This window comes from Aliidiomarina taiwanensis (assembly GCF_003987015.1).
GTDB classification, from domain to species: Bacteria; Pseudomonadota; Gammaproteobacteria; order Enterobacterales; family Alteromonadaceae; genus Aliidiomarina; species Aliidiomarina taiwanensis.
Genome location: NZ_PIPQ01000001.1, coordinates 297638 through 314454, shown reverse-complemented (window position 1 = coordinate 314454; position 16817 = coordinate 297638). Strand labels below are relative to the sequence as shown.

At 49.4% G+C, this 16817-nt stretch carries 18 protein-coding genes; 14 read left to right on the top strand and 4 right to left on the bottom strand.

All coding sequences use genetic code 11. The annotated features are described in order from the left end of the window. The first annotated feature begins 45 nt into the window (after positions 1-45). The 14 genes from CWE15_RS01440 to lipA all read left to right on the top strand — a co-directional run bounded on the left by CWE15_RS01440 (position 46) and on the right by lipA (position 11871). On the top strand, positions 46-447 hold the full coding sequence (locus tag CWE15_RS01440) for an LPS-assembly lipoprotein LptE (RefSeq protein WP_157980690.1): 402 nt from the start codon (positions 46-48) through the stop codon (positions 445-447). A 5-nt stretch (positions 448-452) separates the two neighbouring features. After that, positions 453-1523, top strand: a complete 1071-nt coding sequence (holA, locus tag CWE15_RS01435; protein WP_126756275.1) for a DNA polymerase III subunit delta — start codon at positions 453-455, stop codon at positions 1521-1523. Beyond that, the gene (gene nadD / locus CWE15_RS01430; RefSeq protein WP_157980689.1) at positions 1510-2127 is read left to right on the top strand and encodes a nicotinate (nicotinamide) nucleotide adenylyltransferase; all 618 of its coding nucleotides are present in this window, start codon (positions 1510-1512) and stop codon (positions 2125-2127) included. The genes holA and nadD overlap by 14 nt, the downstream gene beginning before the upstream one ends. A gap of 62 nt (positions 2128-2189) precedes the next feature. Continuing rightward, the gene (gene rsfS / locus CWE15_RS01425; protein ID WP_126756273.1) at positions 2190-2507 is read left to right on the top strand and encodes a ribosome silencing factor; all 318 of its coding nucleotides are present in this window, start codon (positions 2190-2192) and stop codon (positions 2505-2507) included. 9 nt (positions 2508-2516) lie between these two features. Then, complete coding sequence (rlmH, locus tag CWE15_RS01420; RefSeq protein WP_126756272.1) at positions 2517-2987, top strand: 23S rRNA (pseudouridine(1915)-N(3))-methyltransferase RlmH; 471 nt, start codon at positions 2517-2519, stop codon at positions 2985-2987. 1 nt (position 2988) lies between these two features. Further along, complete coding sequence (mrdA, locus tag CWE15_RS01415) at positions 2989-4929, top strand: penicillin-binding protein 2 (RefSeq protein ID WP_126756271.1); 1941 nt, start codon at positions 2989-2991, stop codon at positions 4927-4929. After that, positions 4916-6031, top strand: a complete 1116-nt coding sequence (rodA, locus tag CWE15_RS01410; RefSeq protein ID WP_126756270.1) for a rod shape-determining protein RodA — start codon at positions 4916-4918, stop codon at positions 6029-6031. The genes mrdA and rodA overlap by 14 nt, the downstream gene beginning before the upstream one ends. 8 nt (positions 6032-6039) lie before the next feature. Further along, a complete protein-coding gene (gene mltB / locus CWE15_RS01405) occupies positions 6040-7035 on the top strand; it encodes a lytic murein transglycosylase B (RefSeq protein ID WP_241971826.1) in 996 nt (331 codons plus the stop codon). Positions 7036-7037: 2 nt separating this feature from the next. Then, on the top strand, positions 7038-7850 hold the full coding sequence (locus CWE15_RS01400) for a septal ring lytic transglycosylase RlpA family protein (RefSeq protein WP_126756269.1): 813 nt from the start codon (positions 7038-7040) through the stop codon (positions 7848-7850). A 78-nt stretch (positions 7851-7928) separates the two neighbouring features. After that, complete coding sequence (locus CWE15_RS01395) at positions 7929-9092, top strand: D-alanyl-D-alanine carboxypeptidase family protein (RefSeq protein ID WP_126756268.1); 1164 nt, start codon at positions 7929-7931, stop codon at positions 9090-9092. Continuing rightward, a complete protein-coding gene (locus CWE15_RS01390) occupies positions 9089-9937 on the top strand; it encodes a D-amino acid aminotransferase (RefSeq protein WP_126756267.1) in 849 nt (282 codons plus the stop codon). Before CWE15_RS01395 ends, CWE15_RS01390 begins: the two co-directional genes overlap by 4 nt. Before the next feature lie 6 nt (positions 9938-9943). Next, positions 9944-10207 carry a DUF493 family protein YbeD gene (gene ybeD, locus CWE15_RS01385; protein WP_126756266.1) on the top strand — a complete coding sequence of 88 codons (264 nt, stop codon included), beginning with the start codon at positions 9944-9946 and terminating at the stop codon, positions 10205-10207. 52 nt (positions 10208-10259) lie between these two features. After that, complete coding sequence (gene lipB / locus CWE15_RS01380) at positions 10260-10922, top strand: lipoyl(octanoyl) transferase LipB (protein WP_126756265.1); 663 nt, start codon at positions 10260-10262, stop codon at positions 10920-10922. Continuing rightward, positions 10906-11871, top strand: coding sequence for a lipoyl synthase (gene lipA / locus CWE15_RS01375; protein ID WP_126756264.1), 966 nt, complete (start codon positions 10906-10908; stop codon positions 11869-11871). The genes lipB and lipA overlap by 17 nt, the downstream gene beginning before the upstream one ends. Positions 11872-11926: 55 nt before the next feature. Here lipA and CWE15_RS01370 read toward each other — a convergent pair whose 3' ends face one another. From CWE15_RS01370 to rpsO, 4 genes are all read right to left on the bottom strand, one after another. Beyond that, positions 11927-13153 (bottom strand): SEL1-like repeat protein, encoded by a 1227-nt coding sequence (locus CWE15_RS01370; RefSeq protein ID WP_126756263.1) that lies wholly within the window; start codon positions 13151-13153, stop codon positions 11927-11929. A gap of 12 nt (positions 13154-13165) precedes the next feature. Further along, entirely contained in the window at positions 13166-14068 is a 903-nt protein-coding gene (gene nlpI, locus CWE15_RS01365; protein WP_126756262.1) for a lipoprotein NlpI, read from the bottom strand. Positions 14069-14186: 118 nt separating this feature from the next. Then, complete coding sequence (gene pnp, locus CWE15_RS01360) at positions 14187-16292, bottom strand: polyribonucleotide nucleotidyltransferase (RefSeq protein WP_126756261.1); 2106 nt, start codon at positions 16290-16292, stop codon at positions 14187-14189. 198 nt (positions 16293-16490) lie between these two features. Then, positions 16491-16760 (bottom strand): 30S ribosomal protein S15, encoded by a 270-nt coding sequence (rpsO, locus tag CWE15_RS01355; protein ID WP_126756835.1) that lies wholly within the window; start codon positions 16758-16760, stop codon positions 16491-16493. Between the last annotated feature and the right edge of the window lie 57 nt (positions 16761-16817).

Here is a 16817-nt window from a genome sequence, read left to right as displayed (position 1 = left end):
TGCTTTCTTTCTGCCTGTGGGTTTCATGTCCGTGGCAATTTCCAGGTGCCCGAAAACCTTACGGAAGTAAGTGTACAAGCAAGTAAACGCAGCGAAGTAGCAACAGGTTTGCGCCGCGCTCTCGCTCAACGTCAAATCGCTGTTGTGCCTTATTCAGACGGCACCCCCGTAATAGAAGTCGGGCAAGAAAAGCTCGACCGTCGCATTCTGTCATTAACCCCCTCTGGGCAAGTTGCTGAGTATGAGTTTATTTACACGTTACCCATACGCTTTGTGCATGCTTCAGGCCAAGCGCAAGAACAAACCATAGAGCTTAGCCGCGACTACCAAGACGACCCGAATTTCGCGCTCGCAAAAACCCGCGAATTCGAACTGGTCATTCGTGAAATGCGCAGTGACGCTGTACAACGCGCACTCATTCTTATGAACCAGTATTTACGGGATTAGGCAATATGCAGGTGCGCGCAGAGCAACTTGAGCAGCATTTATCTTCTCAGCCACTCCAGCCATGTTACTTGGTGTTTGGAGACGACCCCTTCTTGCGCCAGCAGCAGTTAGACTTAATTCGTGATGTGGCTAAACGTCAAGGCTATGACGAACGGGTGCAGTTTACCCAAGACAAAGAATTTCAGTGGCAAGACTTTCTGAATGAAGGCTCGATGCAGTCGCTGTTCTCAAGCAAGCAAATCATTGAGCTGTACTTGCCTGAGTCTGCCCCTGGGCGTGAAGGCGGTGAAGTCTTGCGCCAATTTGTTAGTCAGCAGTCGCCCGATCAACTGCTCATTGTAAGTGGTAAGCACGTCACCAAAACCACACAGAACACAAAGTGGTTTAAAGCCTTGCAACAAGCGGGAGTGTTTGTTCCTGTTTTTGCTCCCGACAAAGGGCGTTTGCCGCGTTATATTACTCAACGTGCACAGCATCATCAGGTTAGGCTTTCTCAAGACGCTTGTTTGTTGCTTGCGCAATGGTATGAGGGCAACCTACTTGCCCTCGATCAAGAGCTTATGAAACTAGCTTTACAAGCGCCAGAGCGCACAGAGCCTTGGTTAGCCGAGGAGCTCGTAGCCGCTTCCTCAGACCAAAGCCGGTATGATATTTTCACCCTGCGAGATGCCCTACTTGAAGGTAGCTTACAGCGATATTTACACTGCTTAGAGCGGCTTACGGAAACAGGTGAAGAGCCTGTACTGATTCTGTGGACACTGGCAAAAACACAGCAAGTACTTGACCAACTTGCACGCTGCCTTGCTGGAGGCATGTCGACACGTGAGCTGTTTCAGCGGGAACGTATTTGGCAACAGCAACAGTCTGCTTACGAAGCCTTAGCACGTCGTTATACGCCCGCGTTAAATCACCAACTTGTCAGCCTTATAGAGCGCGCGGAGCTAGCAATTAAACGACAAACACCCGATAACGTCATGGTTTTGTTTGCCCATTATGGCGTTGCCCTGCTGCGTAGCGAACACGCCAATAAGCTCATGCCCTACGCCCATTCAACCGCATATTATGACTTCGACTAAGCCTAGACTTGCCTTTTTAGGTGGCACCTTCGACCCAGTCCATCGCGGCCATATTGAGCCTCTTATCACCTTAGCTGACACTTTTCAGTGGCAACAAGTGCACTTGCTACCCACCTGCCAACCACCTCACAGAGCTCAACCGGAGGCCACCAATGCGCAACGATTAGCGATGCTTGAAGCGGTGGCCGCTCGCGACCCTAGACTGCTGGTAAACGACTGGGAAATACGCCAAGGCAAGCCTTCACGTACCCATAGTACCCTTTCATACTTTCGTGACGCATACCCTGACCATGCATTATATTTTGTTATGGGTATGGACAGTTGGGTTACGCTGCATACTTGGCTTCAGTGGCAAGAATTAAACCAACACGCAGACTTGGTTATTTTGCCGCGACCCGGTTACCACGCAAGCCAAGCGGCACCTGAAGTGACCCAATGGATGCATCAGCAAAGTAACATTCATTTCCCCCAACTGACTGAGACCAATGTGTCTGCTACGGCCTTACGGCAACAGTTACAGCTATGGCAGTCAGGCCAGCCGGCGCCCAGCAATTTATTCCCGGAAACTTTCTCGTATATTCAGAGTCAGAAGCTATATCGATAGCTGCCCTGAGCCACAACTCGTGGTAAACTTAGGCTCATTTTCAATATTTAGGGGTTAAAGCATTGCAAGCTGACGTATTACGCGATTTTATAGTCAACAAAGCCGACGATTTAAAGGCTCGTGACATTTTGGTTCTTGATGTACAAAAAATGTCTGACATTACCGACTTCCTTGTTATTTGTACGGGTACTTCAAACACGCACACTCGCAGTATTGCTGGGCATATTGCTGTTGAAGCAAAAAATGCAGGTGTACCACCTATTAGCACTGAGGGCGAGTCCGACGGTGAATGGGTATTGGTCGACTTTGGCGATGTCATTGTCCACGTGATGCAGCCAGAAACCCGCGACTTTTACCAGCTCGAAAAACTATGGGGGTAATCAGCCGATATGCGGTTACAAATGATTGCTGTCGGGCAAAAAATGCCGCCCTGGGTAACCGCAGGCTTTCAAGAGTATAGCAAGCGTTTCCCCGCTGATATGCGTTTAGAGCTGATTGAAATTGCAGCGGGTAAACGGGGTAAAAACGCGGACATTCAGCGCTTAACGGACAAAGAAGGTGAGCGCATGCTGAAGGCAGTAGCCCGCTCTGCGCGTATTGTCACCCTGGAGGTCGAAGGCAAGCCTTGGAGCACGCACACCTTAGCGAAGCGTATGCAAGCTTGGCAGCATGACGGTCGCGATGTGGCCTTTTTAATCGGTGGCCCAGAAGGCTTGTCCGCAGCCTGCCAACAAGCCAGTGACGAAAAGTGGTCCTTATCGCCGCTCACCTTGCCCCACCCGATGGTTCGCGTTGTCATGGCGGAAGCGTTGTTTCGTGCCTGGAGCCTGCTAACCAACCATCCATACCACCGCGAATAACATGAACGCAAAACGTGTCGCCATTCGAAACCATCAAGCCGAAGCTCAGCTGTTTTTTCGCCGGGCTGTTGCCAGCTTCGTTATCGTTACTTTTTTCTTTCTTATTTTATTTATTAACTTGTACCGTTTACAAGTAACCAGTTTTCAAGAATTTCAAAACCGATCGAACAGTAACCGCATTACGGTTTTGCCCGTGGCACCCAACCGGGGTCTTATTATGGACCGACACGGTGAACTTCTCGCTGTGAATACGCCCGTCTACAGTATTGAAATTATCCCAGAGCAGCTCGACAATCTAGAAAGCACTTTGCACGACTTAGTTTCCCTGCTCGATTTACCGGAAGAAACCGCTACACAATTTATAAGTCAGCCAAGGTATAACCGTAGGTTTCCGCAAATGACCTTTGCCGACAATCTGACGGAAGAGCAAGTGGCGCGATTTTCAGCGCATCAACATCACTTCCCGGGTGTTTCCATAGAAGCACGCTTGCAACGCCACTACCCCCATGGCGACTTATTTACCCATGCAATTGGCTATGTTGGTCGTATTAACCCCGAAGACGTAACCCGCTTGCGCGAGCAAGAACAATACGCAAACTACGCAGCCACACGCACCATAGGTAAATTGGGAATTGAGCGCTACTATGAAAACATTTTACATGGGGAAGTTGGCTATCAAACTGTTGAGGTGAACAACCGCGGACGCGTTGTCCGTACTCTCGACTTCACACCGCCTACCCCGGGAAAAGACATTTATTTAGAGCTTGACGGAGCTTTACAACGCAAAGCAAGCGAATTGCTTGCTGGCCATCGGGGGGCTATTGTCCTGTTAGACGCGCAAACAGGTGGTGTCTTAGCTATGGCGTCAGCCCCGAGTTACGACCCCAACTGGTTTGTCAGTGGCATTTCGTCGGCTCGGTATCGTTCCTTGCTGCAAAACCCGAACAACCCACTGATTAACCGCGCTACCCAGGGTCGCTATCCACCTGCTTCCACCATCAAGCCACACATAGGGTTACTTGGTTTAATCGACGGGGCAACCACGCCTGAAAAACGCATTTGGGACCCGGGTTGGTTTCAAATTGATGGTGTGGAGCGTCGGTTCCGTGACTGGCGACGCTATGGCCATGGCTGGGTTGATTTAGACAAAGCCATTGTGGAATCCTGCAACACCTACTTTTATGACTTAGCTTTACAGCTGGGCATCGACCGTATTTCCGAGTTTATGACGGAGCTCGGCTTTGGCGAACGAACCGGTATTGATATCCATGAGGAAAATGCAGCACTCATGCCTTCACGTCATTGGAAACGCCGCCGTTTTGGAGAGCCTTGGTATGCAGGCGAAACAGTGTCTGTTGGTATCGGGCAAAGTTACTGGACCGTCACTCCAATGCAACTGGCAAGCAGTACGCAAATACTCGCCAGTGAAGGTCGCCGTTTCGTGCCTCGCTTCTTGCGGGCAACTGCTACGCCGGAGGGGGTTGTTTACAATCCCCCTTCAGAACATATTCCCATGACCATAGAAGACCCTAGCCATTGGCAAACCGTGAAAACAGCCATGCAGCATGTGGTGACCAATATACGCGGTACTGCCCACAGAGCCTATCAGGGAACCACATACACAGTAGCTAGTAAAACAGGTACGGCGCAAGTTGCCGCCATATCCTTAGACGAAAATGACAACCGTGTCAGCAATGAAGACCGTGCCGAGCACTTACGCGACAACGCCACCTTTATTGGCTTTGCACCGGTCGAGTCGCCCGAGATTGTGATCGCTATTGCGGTAGAAAACGTAGGCGGCGGCGGTAGCAACGCAGCGCCTATGGCTCGAGAACTCATGGACTATTACTTTGCTCACCAGCGCGAAAATAACCGCCCGAAGTCGATAATCCAGCCGCCTGAAGTGAGCCCACAAGCAGAGGTGCAGCATGTTAACGAATGAAGAGCGTCATCGTAACCCTTGGTTAGCAAGCATTCACATCGATGGCCCGCTATTACTCGCTTTAGTGGCCTTATGTGTCACCAGCTTGTTTGTTGTTTATAGTGCCAGCGGCCAAGAAATGGACTATGTTTGGGCACAAGCGACACGTATTGGCGTGTCCTTTTTTGTCCTGCTCTTGGTAGCTCAGGTTAATCCCCAACATTATCGAACCTGGGCTGTTTTTTTGTACCTGCTCGGTGTACTTCTATTGGTCGCTGTGCTCATTCTTGGCGTAACAGGAAAAGGCGCACAGCGTTGGCTTGACCTGGGCATTACGCGTATTCAGCCTTCAGAAATGCTCAAGCTTGCTGTGCCCTTTATGGTGGCCTGGTACTGTTGCCGCTGCCCTAGCCCCGTGCGCGTCTGGCACGTGGCGATAGGTATTGCCATGACCCTTCTTCCCGCAGGTCTCATTTTCTTACAGCCCGACTTAGGTACGGCCATTCTCGTGGTCTCTTCTGGTGTTTTTGTTCTGTTCCTTGCTGGAATGAGTTGGCGTGTAATGGGCGCGGGCTTATTTATACTGGCCTGCAGCTTACCTTTAATGTGGATATTTGGATTACATGACTACCAGCGTCGCCGCGTATTAACGTTATTAAACCCCGAGCGCGACCCCTTAGGAGCTGGCTACCATATTATCCAGTCTAAAATAGCTATTGGCTCTGGGGGCATTGAAGGAAAAGGCTGGTTGCAAGGCACACAGTCGCAGTTAGAGTTCCTACCTGAGCGCCATACAGACTTTATTTTCTCGGTTTTTAGTGAGGAATTTGGCTTAATGGGGGTGATCACCCTATTGGCCGTATACGGCTTTGTGATTGCCCGTGGCCTACTTATTTCAGTGCGCGCCCAAAGCATGTTTTCGCGTTTACTCGGTGGCAGTATTACCCTCACCTTCTTTATTTATGTGTTGGTGAATATCGGCATGGTCTCCGGGCTTTTACCTGTCGTGGGGGTTCCCCTCCCTCTCATTAGTTATGGCGGTACGTCTATGGTGACTATGATGGCCGGATTTGGCATTCTAATGGCTATAGCCACCCATAGGCGCCTTGTTATGAGTTATTAAGGATGTGTATGAAACCTATTATGATGCTCGCTAGCTTCTTTTTGATGACCCCTTCATTAACAGCAACAGCGAGTGAAACCGCAGCCGCAAATAGCCAGCATGCTACGTTTTACCAAGAGCTAGAAAGTAAGCACCAAGTACCGCGCGTACAGGCCGAGCGCATTCTTGCTCAAGCGCAGGTCAGCGACGCTGTTTTAGAAGCCATTACCACACCCTGGGAAGCAAAGCCTTGGTATCAGTACTACCCCATCTTCTTAACACCGTCGCGGTTGGAAAAAGGGCTCGCTTTCTGGCAGGAGCACAAAGAATCCCTGGAGCGTGCCGAGCAAACCTACGGCGTTCCTGCTGAAGTTATTGTGGCTATTATTGGTGTAGAAACTTACTACGGTGGGTATTTGGGCCGCCACAAAGTGCTCGATGCATTATATACTCTGGCCTTCCACTACCCACCCCGCGCACGCTTTTTCCGCAGCGAGCTCGGCCACTTCTTAGCCCTAACACAAGAGGAGCAACTCAACCCAACAGAGCTTATGGGCTCATACGCGGGTGCTATGGGCTATGGTCAATTTATTTCCTCAAGCTACCGTGCTTATGCGGTAGACTTTGACGGCGATGGCCAACGCGACTTACTGACGAATCCAGTGGACGCCATTGGCAGTGTGGCAAACTACTTTGCTAAGCACCACTGGCAACCAGGACAACCCATTGCTACCCCCGCTTGGGTTGGTGCTACCACAGACACATCAGCCTTTATTTCCAACCGAGGTCAACAACTAACGCATACTGTTGCCGATCTACAAAGCGCTGGTATTCGGTTTACCACGGAAGCCGCGCCCGGCACAAAGGCACGCCTCTTTAAGTTTGAAGAAGAAAACAACGAAGCGTCTTACTGGGTGGCTTTGCCAAACTTTTACAGCATCACCCGCTATAACCACAGTCCCCTTTATGCCATGGTTGTGTACCAATTATCTGAACAGCTACGTCGTGGTGCGCAAGGGCTTTAAGTATGCAAAAAAGAAGTTTAGGAATACTCGTCTGTAGCCTTATGCTGGTAGCCTGTAGCAACTCGGAAAGCCGTTATAGCATGGCACAAGACACAGCCCCGACACGAACACCGACACCGGCAGAAATTCTTGATCCAGTGCCACGTTATGAACCCTATAGCCGTCAAGGTAATCGTGCCTACTCATTACGTGGGCAGCATTATCAAATTATTGACAATGTACAAGGGTACAAAGAGCAAGGGATCGCCTCTTGGTATGGTCGAAAGTTTCATGGTCACCTTACTTCAAATGGTGAGTATTTCGATATGTTTAGCATGACAGCTGCACACAAAACCTTGCCCTTACCTATTTATGTAAAAGTGACCAACCTTGACAATGGCCGTGAAGCTATCGTTCGGGTAAACGACCGTGGCCCCTTTCACCCAGGCCGCATTATTGATTTGTCTTATGCGGCTGCGTACCGCTTAGGGGTAACCGAAACTGGCACTGCACATGTCGAAATAGAGGTGGTGACCCCCCCTCTTGCAGCGAGCAAGGAAGTGCCCCACAGCAGCACTAACACAGCCGCAGTTGAACAGCTGTATGTGCAAGTAACAGCCACTTCTAGCCAGGAAAATGCGCAACAACTTAGCCAACAGCTGGCAGCAAGGCACCAATTAAATGCAACCATCGTGGAACGGGATGGTCTACACAGAGTCTTGCTTGGTCCTTTCTCCGAGCTGGAAGCCGCACGATGGCTAGACACATTAACGGAAGCGGGATATAGCGGTGTTTTTCGAACGCAAGAAAGTGTTAACGGTACCGAAGCACACTAACTTTCTGTTATAATCCGCCCAGTTTACACCTTATAAATTTGACGAACCCATATTAACCAAAAGAGAGTTTGCCAACAGATGAACAACACAGGCCTCAAATTATTAGCCCGCGCTGGCACCCTCGCTGTCAGTTTGATTTCTTTCTCCGCAGCGGCCATTGTTCCCCCTTCTCCGTCTGTGAATGCCCGCAGCTATGTTTTAATGGACTATACAACAGGCCAAGTGATTGCCGCCAGCTCAGAGCATGAACCCCACGGGCCTGCCAGCTTAACGAAAGTCATGACAAACTTTATTATTGGTAAAGAGCTAGAGCGCGGAACCATTCAACCAGACGACCTAGTCACTGTCAGTGAAGACGCATGGGCGCGTAACTTCCCTGGCTCTTCGCTGATGTTTATAGAAGTGGGGAAAACCGTACCTGTTGCAGACTTACAGCGGGGCATTGTGGTGTCCTCAGGGAACGACGCGTCCGTGGCCATGGCCGAACATATCGCGGGCAGTATCGACGCCTTTGCTGACCTAATGAACACCCATGCTGAGCGCATAGGTATGCACAATACCGTGTTTCGTAACCCTCATGGGCTTCCCGCACCGGGTCAGGTCACCACAGCCTATGACATGGCGCTTCTTGCGCAGGCTTTAATACGTGAGCTACCAGAAGCTTATGCCTTGCATAGCGAGCGCGAGTTTACTTATAACGATATCCGTCAATACAACCGAAATACTCTGTTGTGGGACCGAAGCCTCAATGTTGATGGCGTAAAAACCGGCCACACAAGTGAGTCTGGCTATAGTTTAATTACTTCAGCAACAGACCAAGACACCCGCCTTATTACTGTGGTGATGGGGGCTGAAAGTGAGCGTTCGCGTGCGGTTGAGTCGAAGAAGCTACTGAACTATGGTTTCCGTTACTACGAAACCGTCACCGCCTATGAAGCCGGCGAAGTCTTTGTGACTCAACGCATTTGGGGTGGTTCTCGTGACCATATTGAACTTGGCGTACAAGACGACGTGGTCGTCACCATTCCAAAGGGGAAACGTCAAAATTTAGAAGCTAATTTTGTTCTTGACCGCCCTCTTGAAGCACCATTAGCCAAAGGTGAAGCCCTCGGGACTGTGTACCTCACTTTAGATGGTGACGATATTGCAAGCTTCCCACTCGTCAGTTTACACGCCGTTGAGCGTGGCGGCTTTATGAAACGTATTATGGACAGCCTGAAAAAGAAGTTTAGCAGCGAATGAGTCATGTATTTATAAACGGACAGTGGTGTCAGCCTGAAGAAGCGGTTGTCTCTGTTTTTGATCGCGGCTTTTTATTTGCCGACGGTGTATACGAAGTTGTGCCTTTTTATACGGGGTACCCATTGCTCTTTGACGACCACTACGAACGGCTTGAACGTTCGCTTGCTCAGGTCGGCATTGACAACCCATACCAGCGTGAAGAGTGGCTTAGCATTTGCCAAACTCTTGCTGAGTCTACCCCTGAAGCTAACGGCATTGTGTATATTCAAGTGACCCGTGGAGCCGAGTATCCTCGTAACCATTTACCTGAAGGCGAACTAACCCCCACGGTTATGGCAACAGCAAGTCCCTGGGTTCCTCCTGTAGAAACCCCGGACCCGGTGCATGTTGAGCCTTTTGAAGATATTCGCTGGCTTCGTTGCGATATTAAAAGCATTAGCTTGCTTGGTAACATTATGCTGAAACAAGAAGCCAAAAAGCGCGGTGCTTTTGAGCCTCTCTTGCACCGCAATGGTCGAGTAACCGAAGGGGCAAGCTGCAACTACTTTATGGTCAAAGATGGCTGTTTATATACTCCGCCAAACGACGAGCTTATTCTGGGCGGTATTACACGCGAATGGATTTTAGAGCTCGCTGAAAGCGCGGGTATTGAGGTGAAAGAAACCGCCTTTAGCCTCGACGAGCTCATGCAGGCAGACGAGTGTTTTCTGTCAAGCTCGACACGTGAAGTACAGCCTGTGGGTACCATTGGCTCTACCACAATTAACAACGGCAGTATTGGCCCTATTACTCAGCAGTTAGCGGAATTATTTCGTAACCGCCGACCTCATATTGTTCAGGAGTAACCTTTCATGGATACAAAATTCGATGAGTACCTCGAGTTCCCCTGCGACTTCACTTACAAGGTCGTAGCAGAAGCACGTGACAACCTCGCAGACGAGGTGGTGGCTGTTGTGCAACAGCATGTTCCAGCGGACTATGCGCCAACAACGCGCCCTTCTAGTAAAGGCACTTACCACTCAGTGAGCATCCGTGTGCGTGTTGAAAGCAAGGAGCAAATAGAAGCCTTGTATAACCGCCTTGCCTCAATTGACGGGGTTCGCCGAGTTCTTTAGCTGCTTATAAACAACGGCTGTTGTTCTGCTGTTGGAAGGGTATAATCGTCCCATGAAAAAACTTATCATTCGTCAATTAGGCCGAGCAGACTATGTTCCCACGTGGGAAGCCATGCAGGCCTTCACTGACAACCGAAATGACGACACAGCCGATGAGTTGTGGATTGTTGAGCACCCGCCCGTGTTCACTCAAGGTCAGGCCGGCAAGCAAGAACACCTGCTAGCCCCTGGCGACATCCCTGTTGTACCTGTCGATCGCGGTGGCCAAGTCACCTACCATGGTCCTGGTCAATTGGTGGTGTACTTTATGGTCAATATCCGCCGACTAAAAATTGGAGTTCGCGGGTTAGTTTCTGCCATCGAAGAAACCGTCGTTTCAAGCTTGGCTGAATATGGCATTGAATCAGCCCCTCGCCCCGACGCTCCTGGAGTGTACATTGGCGAAGAAAAAGTTTGCTCCCTGGGTTTACGCATTCGCCGGGGTTGCTCATTCCATGGCCTTGCTTTGAACGTGAACATGGATTTAAGCCCTTTTATGCGCATTAATCCATGTGGCTATGCCGGCATGGTGATGACGCAAACGGCAGATCATCAGGGCCCAACGCAAGTAGAAGAAGCCGCACAACTCATTATTAAATACTTCGCCGCTCAATTGCACTATGCAGAAGTGGCCCAAGAAACGGGATTAGCGAAAGATTATGTCCAAGCCAGTTAAAATTCAGCCCGGTGTAAAACTACGTGACGCCGATAAAATGGCGCTTATTCCAGTGCAAGTGGTACCGACTGAACGTGAAGAAATGTTGCGCAAGCCTGAGTGGTTGAAAGTTCGCTTACCGGCCAGCACCGAACGCATCGATCATATTAAAAAAGCCATGCGCAAACATGGCCTCCATTCCGTATGTGAAGAAGCTTCTTGCCCGAACTTACCTGAGTGTTTTAATCACGGTACAGCAACCTTTATGATACTTGGCGCCATTTGCACCCGCCGTTGTCCTTTCTGCGATGTCGCTCATGGTCGTCCTTTACCTGTCGACCCTACGGAAGCAGTAAAACTAGGCGAAACCATTGCTGACATGGGTGTAAATTATGTTGTAATAACCTCCGTGGACCGCGATGACCTTCGCGACGGCGGTGCTCAGCACTTTGCTGACTGCGTACGAGAAATTCGTGCCCGCACCCCCGACATTAAAGTGGAAATTCTTGTACCAGACTTCCGTGGCCGCATGGACGTTGCTCTCGATATTTTGGAGGCGGAAGCTCCCGATGTGTTTAACCACAACTTAGAAACGGCCCCGCGTTTGTACCGGGCTGCACGCCCTGGCGCTAGCTACCAATGGTCTCTCGACTTATTGAAGAAGTACAAAGAGCGTCGCCCCGACGTGCGTACTAAGTCTGGATTAATGGTTGGGTTAGGTGAAACCAATGAGGAAATTCTGGAGGTTATGGAGGACCTGCGTCGTCACAATGTGGATATGCTGACGATAGGTCAATACTTACAGCCAAGCCGTCACCATTTACCGGTCAAACGTTATGTCACACCGGAAGAGTTTGACATGTTTAAACGGGAAGCCGACAAAATGGGCTTTACCCAAGCAGCTTCTGGCCCGCTGGTACGCTCTTCCTACCATGCAGACTTACAAGCCGCTGGTGTCGAAGTAAAGTAAGGCTTTACCACAGCACCTATCAATGGCTTAAGGCTCTCTTTATAGAGGGCCTTTTTTATTCCCGAAGCGCCATCGCCTCGGCCATCCACTGAAGGTACAAGTCCGGTATAAACTGGGCGTGGTGATACTCCATAAACGTTTGCTGAGCAAAAGGCTTCCAGGCCTGAGCGGGTGTCTGGGCGCAGGTACTGGCAGGAAATAAGCCAACGTGCTGCGGCTCGTTCGAACCCAGCCGAAAGTACTCTCCTGCCTGTATACGAACGGGTTGCGCTATTGCTGTTGTTAAGTCTTGCTGCCAAGGAACCTGTTGTGACAAGTCATGAACCGACTGTTGAGAATAAAGCCGTGGCTCCGCAACCATAATATTTCGCGCATAGAAATTATATTGCCCGGCACAAAAACTTTGTGCCAGATCCTGACTCATGGGATATTCGTCCGCAAGACCTAAAGCATGACCTAACTCATGCAATAACACCCGCCAATGCGTATGTTGGTTAATATAGACAACACCATTGCGGGTGTTGGCGTCGCCTTGCTCCGTAACAACCACTGACACGGGTTGTGTACGCTTCATAGTAAGCTGACAGTAGGCTCTACTTGTTTGCGGCGAACAGTTTACTGACGGATCTAAAACTTGCTTGCTGGCACACAAGCGGTACCCTCGACTAGCAAAGAAAGTATCAAGTTTGGCAAGCCAAGAAAGCAGTTGCTGGGGCTGTTTGCTCTGTGTGTACAGACGCAGGTTAAAATGGCATGGCTGCTGTGTTCGGCGTAGCACTTCATCGCCTTGAATGCGCTCCCGCCATCGAGGTTGTGAAGGAGCTAACGCACGCCAGTGGGGTAAGTGAGCGGGCGCATCGTACTGAAAGCTATAATGAGCAAGCAAAGAGCGACCTAAGGGCGAAAGTTGACGAAGCTGTAACGGAGAAAGCGACACCTGTTCGGGGGGTGTGCTGTTTTCTAACCAATGAAAAACCAAACCGTCTGGGTGCCCATAAGCGGCGGCCTGCCGTAACCATTGCTTTTCATGCTGTGGAAACCAGCTAATCAGGTAATTTAACGCCTGCGGGTGCCCAGCATAAAGAGCTTGCTGCAGCCAGTGTCGAGCCGTCGAAATGTGCTGATGTTGCTGATAGTTCAATGCCAAGCTGAACATGGCTTGCCGATGCCCCTGCTCTGCAGCAAGGGTCAAGTAGAACCGACTTTGATTCTGAGAAAAAGTCGGTGCACTTGCCGTGACACAAAACGCAAGCCCTACAAGCAATAGCCATGCTCGTTTCACGTTTGTCTCACCCTAATCCGTTAAGGTTGCACGTAATTTATAAAGCTCAGAGCGAGCAACCCGATATTCAATAAATGGGTATACATTGGTCATTAAAGTAAGCTTGAAGAAATTAAGCGCTGTTTCCGTGTCGCCAGTCATTGCGGCCTTTTTGCCTAAATAAAAATAGGCTTCACAAAGTCGGCTTACTAAGTCTTCATGGCTGTTTATATCAGAAAACGCTTCTTGAATAAGCTCTTGGGCTGACGCTTTGTCCGCCAAGAAACGGACAACCAAGCCACCCCAAGTGTCCGCCGGGACGCCTTCTAGTTGCTGGCGTAACTGCTCTTCAGCACGCCCTGCATCAAGTTCATACGCTGCAAAGTAATACCAGGCAATGCGGTATGGGTCTGAAGGCTCTTGAAAGTAATAGTCGGCAAAGTCGTTTAAAGCCAACTCATACTGCTCGTCGTAATAAGAAGCAAGCCCACGATTCAGGTAAACGTAGTCGTGGTTGGGTTGCAACTCTATGACGCTGTCAAACGCTTCATAGGCACTGTTGTAGTTACCATGCTGCATATAAAACACGCCCAAGTAGTGCCACGCTTCTGCCATTGCTGGGTCAATTTCCAGTACCCGGTTCATATCTAACGAGGCCAGAGAAGGCAGCCCTAAGGCATCAAACACCACGCCACGGCGGTACAGCGCTATTTTTCGCTGCTCGTCTGTAAGCTCACCGTTTTCAAGTAATTGACTTAACTGCGCAGCCTCAGCCTGACGAGCCTGAGAAGGCTGAGCTGGCTCTACCAGGGGAAGTTCAGGCCGGCTGTTGGCTTGTTTAGTCGGTTCAGTTACAACTTTAGCATTGCCTTGCTCTGGCAGTGCGGAGCAACCAGCAATAAATAACACAGACACTATGGCTAATACTCGGTACACAAGAAACTCCAACAATCAATGAATTGCTTCATTACATCATAGCAGGAAGGAAAGTGCATTGAGTTCCAATAAAAAAACCGCCCGAAGGCGGTTTTTAATAATAAACTTACAATGCTGCTTACTCGGCTGGCTGTTCTTCAGCCTTTGGCGCTGCTTCTTTCATGCTTAAGCGCACACGACCTTGGCGGTCAATTTCAAGCACTTTCACACTTACAGTTTGGCCAACTTCTAGGTAGTCACTCACATTCTCAACACGCTCTTCTGCGATTTGAGAAATGTGCACAAGACCGTCTTTACCTGGAAGAATGGTTACAAACGCACCAAAGTCCACAACTCGAGCAACTTTACCTTCGTAAATACGACCCACTTCTACGTCTGCAGTAATGGCTTCTATCTTATCAACCGCGGCTTGCGCATCGGCTGCATCTGTTGCAGCAATTTTGATGGTACCGTCATCGTTAATTTCAATATTGGTATTGGTTGACTCGGTTAACTCACGGATAACCGCACCACCTTTACCTATGACGTCACGAATTTTCTCAGGGTTGATCTTCATCACGTGGAAACGCGGCGCAAAACTCGACACTTCAGAACGTGCATCACCTAGCGCTTCGTCCATTACCTTAAGAATATGCAAACGTGCCGCTTTAGCTTGCGCTAGTGCTTGCTGCATAATGTCTTTGGTAATACCTTCAATTTTAATGTCCATTTGCAGTGCAGTAATACCTTCCGTTGTTCCTGCAACTTTAAAGTCCATGTCACCTAAGTGGTCTTCGTCACCTAGAATGTCTGAAAGTACAACGTGTTTGTCGCCTTCTTTCACTAAGCCCATTGCAATACCAGCAACAGAAGCTTTAATGGGTACACCAGCGTCCATCAGTGCGAGTGAAGTACCACATACAGAAGCCATGGAGCTTGAACCATTCGACTCAGTGACTTCAGCTACAACACGTACTGTGTACGGGAATTCTTCAGCATCCGGCATAACCGCCATAACACCACGCTTAGCAAGGCGACCATGACCAATTTCACGACGTTTAGGCGAACCTACAAACCCTGTTTCACCTACACAGTAAGGAGGGAAGTTGTAGTGCAGCATAAAGCGGTCTTGACGCGCGCCTAGTACTTCATCAATGTTTTGTGCGTCACGCTCAGTACCAAGCGTTGCAACCACGAGTGCCTGTGTTTCACCACGAGTAAACAAAGCAGAACCGTGTGTACGTGGAAGCACGCCCGTACCCACGTGTAAGCCACGTACCATGTCTGGTTCACGGCCATCAATACGTGGCTCACCCGCAATAATACGGCTACGAACTACGTCCGACTCTATGTCGTGGAAAATATCAGCGGCTTCTTTTTCATTTAGCTCTTCATCTTCCGCTTTAAAAGCTTCCAGCATTTCATTGCGCAATGCGGCTAGTGCGTCACGACGCTCTGCTTTGTCTGAGATGGTGTACGCTTGGCCAATACGGTCTGCAGCGAAGGCACGCACTTTTTCAATAAGCGCGTCATTGCTTGCAGCTGGCTGCCAGTCCCACTTCGGCGTGTTTACTTCGGCAGCAAATTCGTTGACAGCCGTAATCACGCTTTGCAGTTGTTCGTGACCATACATCACGGCACCTAGCATTACGTCTTCACTTAAAATGCTTGCTTCTGACTCAACCATAAGCACAGCAGACTCAGTACCTGCTACTACAAGGTCAAGTGCAGATTCAGTTAGATCTGTCTGCGAAGGGTTTAAAACATACTCGTTGTTTAATACACCCACACGCGCAGCACCAATCGGGCCATTAAATGGCAAGCCAGAAATGGCAAGGGCTGCTGAGGTACCAATTAACGCAACAATGTCCGGTGCCACTTCAGGGTTCACTGACATTACAGTGGCAATAATTTGTACTTCGTTGAAGAAGCCTTCCGGGAATAGTGGACGAATAGGACGGTCAATAAGACGACTGGTGAGTGTTTCACCTTCACTCGGGCGACCTTCACGCTTAAAGAAACCACCTGGTATTTTACCTGCAGCGTACGTACGCTCCTGGTAGTTCACCGTCAAAGGGAAAAAGTCTTGATCGGCTTTAGCGTCTTTTTTTCCTACCACAGTCACTAAAACTGAGGTGTCGTCCATGGTGACCATGACAGCGCCACTTGCTTGGCGTGCAATTGCGCCTGTTTCTAATGTTACGGTGTGCTGACCATATTGAAATTGTTTAATTATAGGATTCACTATATTTTCCTTCACTTACTTACATTTAACGCCCAACCCGGGCTCACTTACTGACACCAGATAACAGCGCCTTGACATACTACTTAAATATTTTGATTAACTTCTGACATAGTATACAGAAGAAAGCCATTAACAGAAATCTTCATCTGGAACTTAAAAACAAAAAAGGGGCCCATGGCCCCTTTGGTTGAACCCGTCTTAGCGACGAAGTCCTAAGCGCTTGATTAAATCGGCATAGCGATTTAAGTCTTTACCTTTTAGGTAGTCAAGCAATTTACGACGCTGGCTTACCATGCGTAACAAACCACGACGTGAGTGGTGGTCATGCTTGTGCTCTTTAAAGTGGTCTTGTAGGCCAAGAATTTGAGCCGTTAGCAAAGCTACCTGAACTTCAGGTGAACCTGTGTCGCCTTCAGCGCGAGCATATTCTTTAACGATTTGAGCTTTCTGTTCAACGGTTAGTGACATCATTATTCTCCAGTTTGAATGAACCCCAGCCAATCACTAATTCAGCTTGGGCGAAAT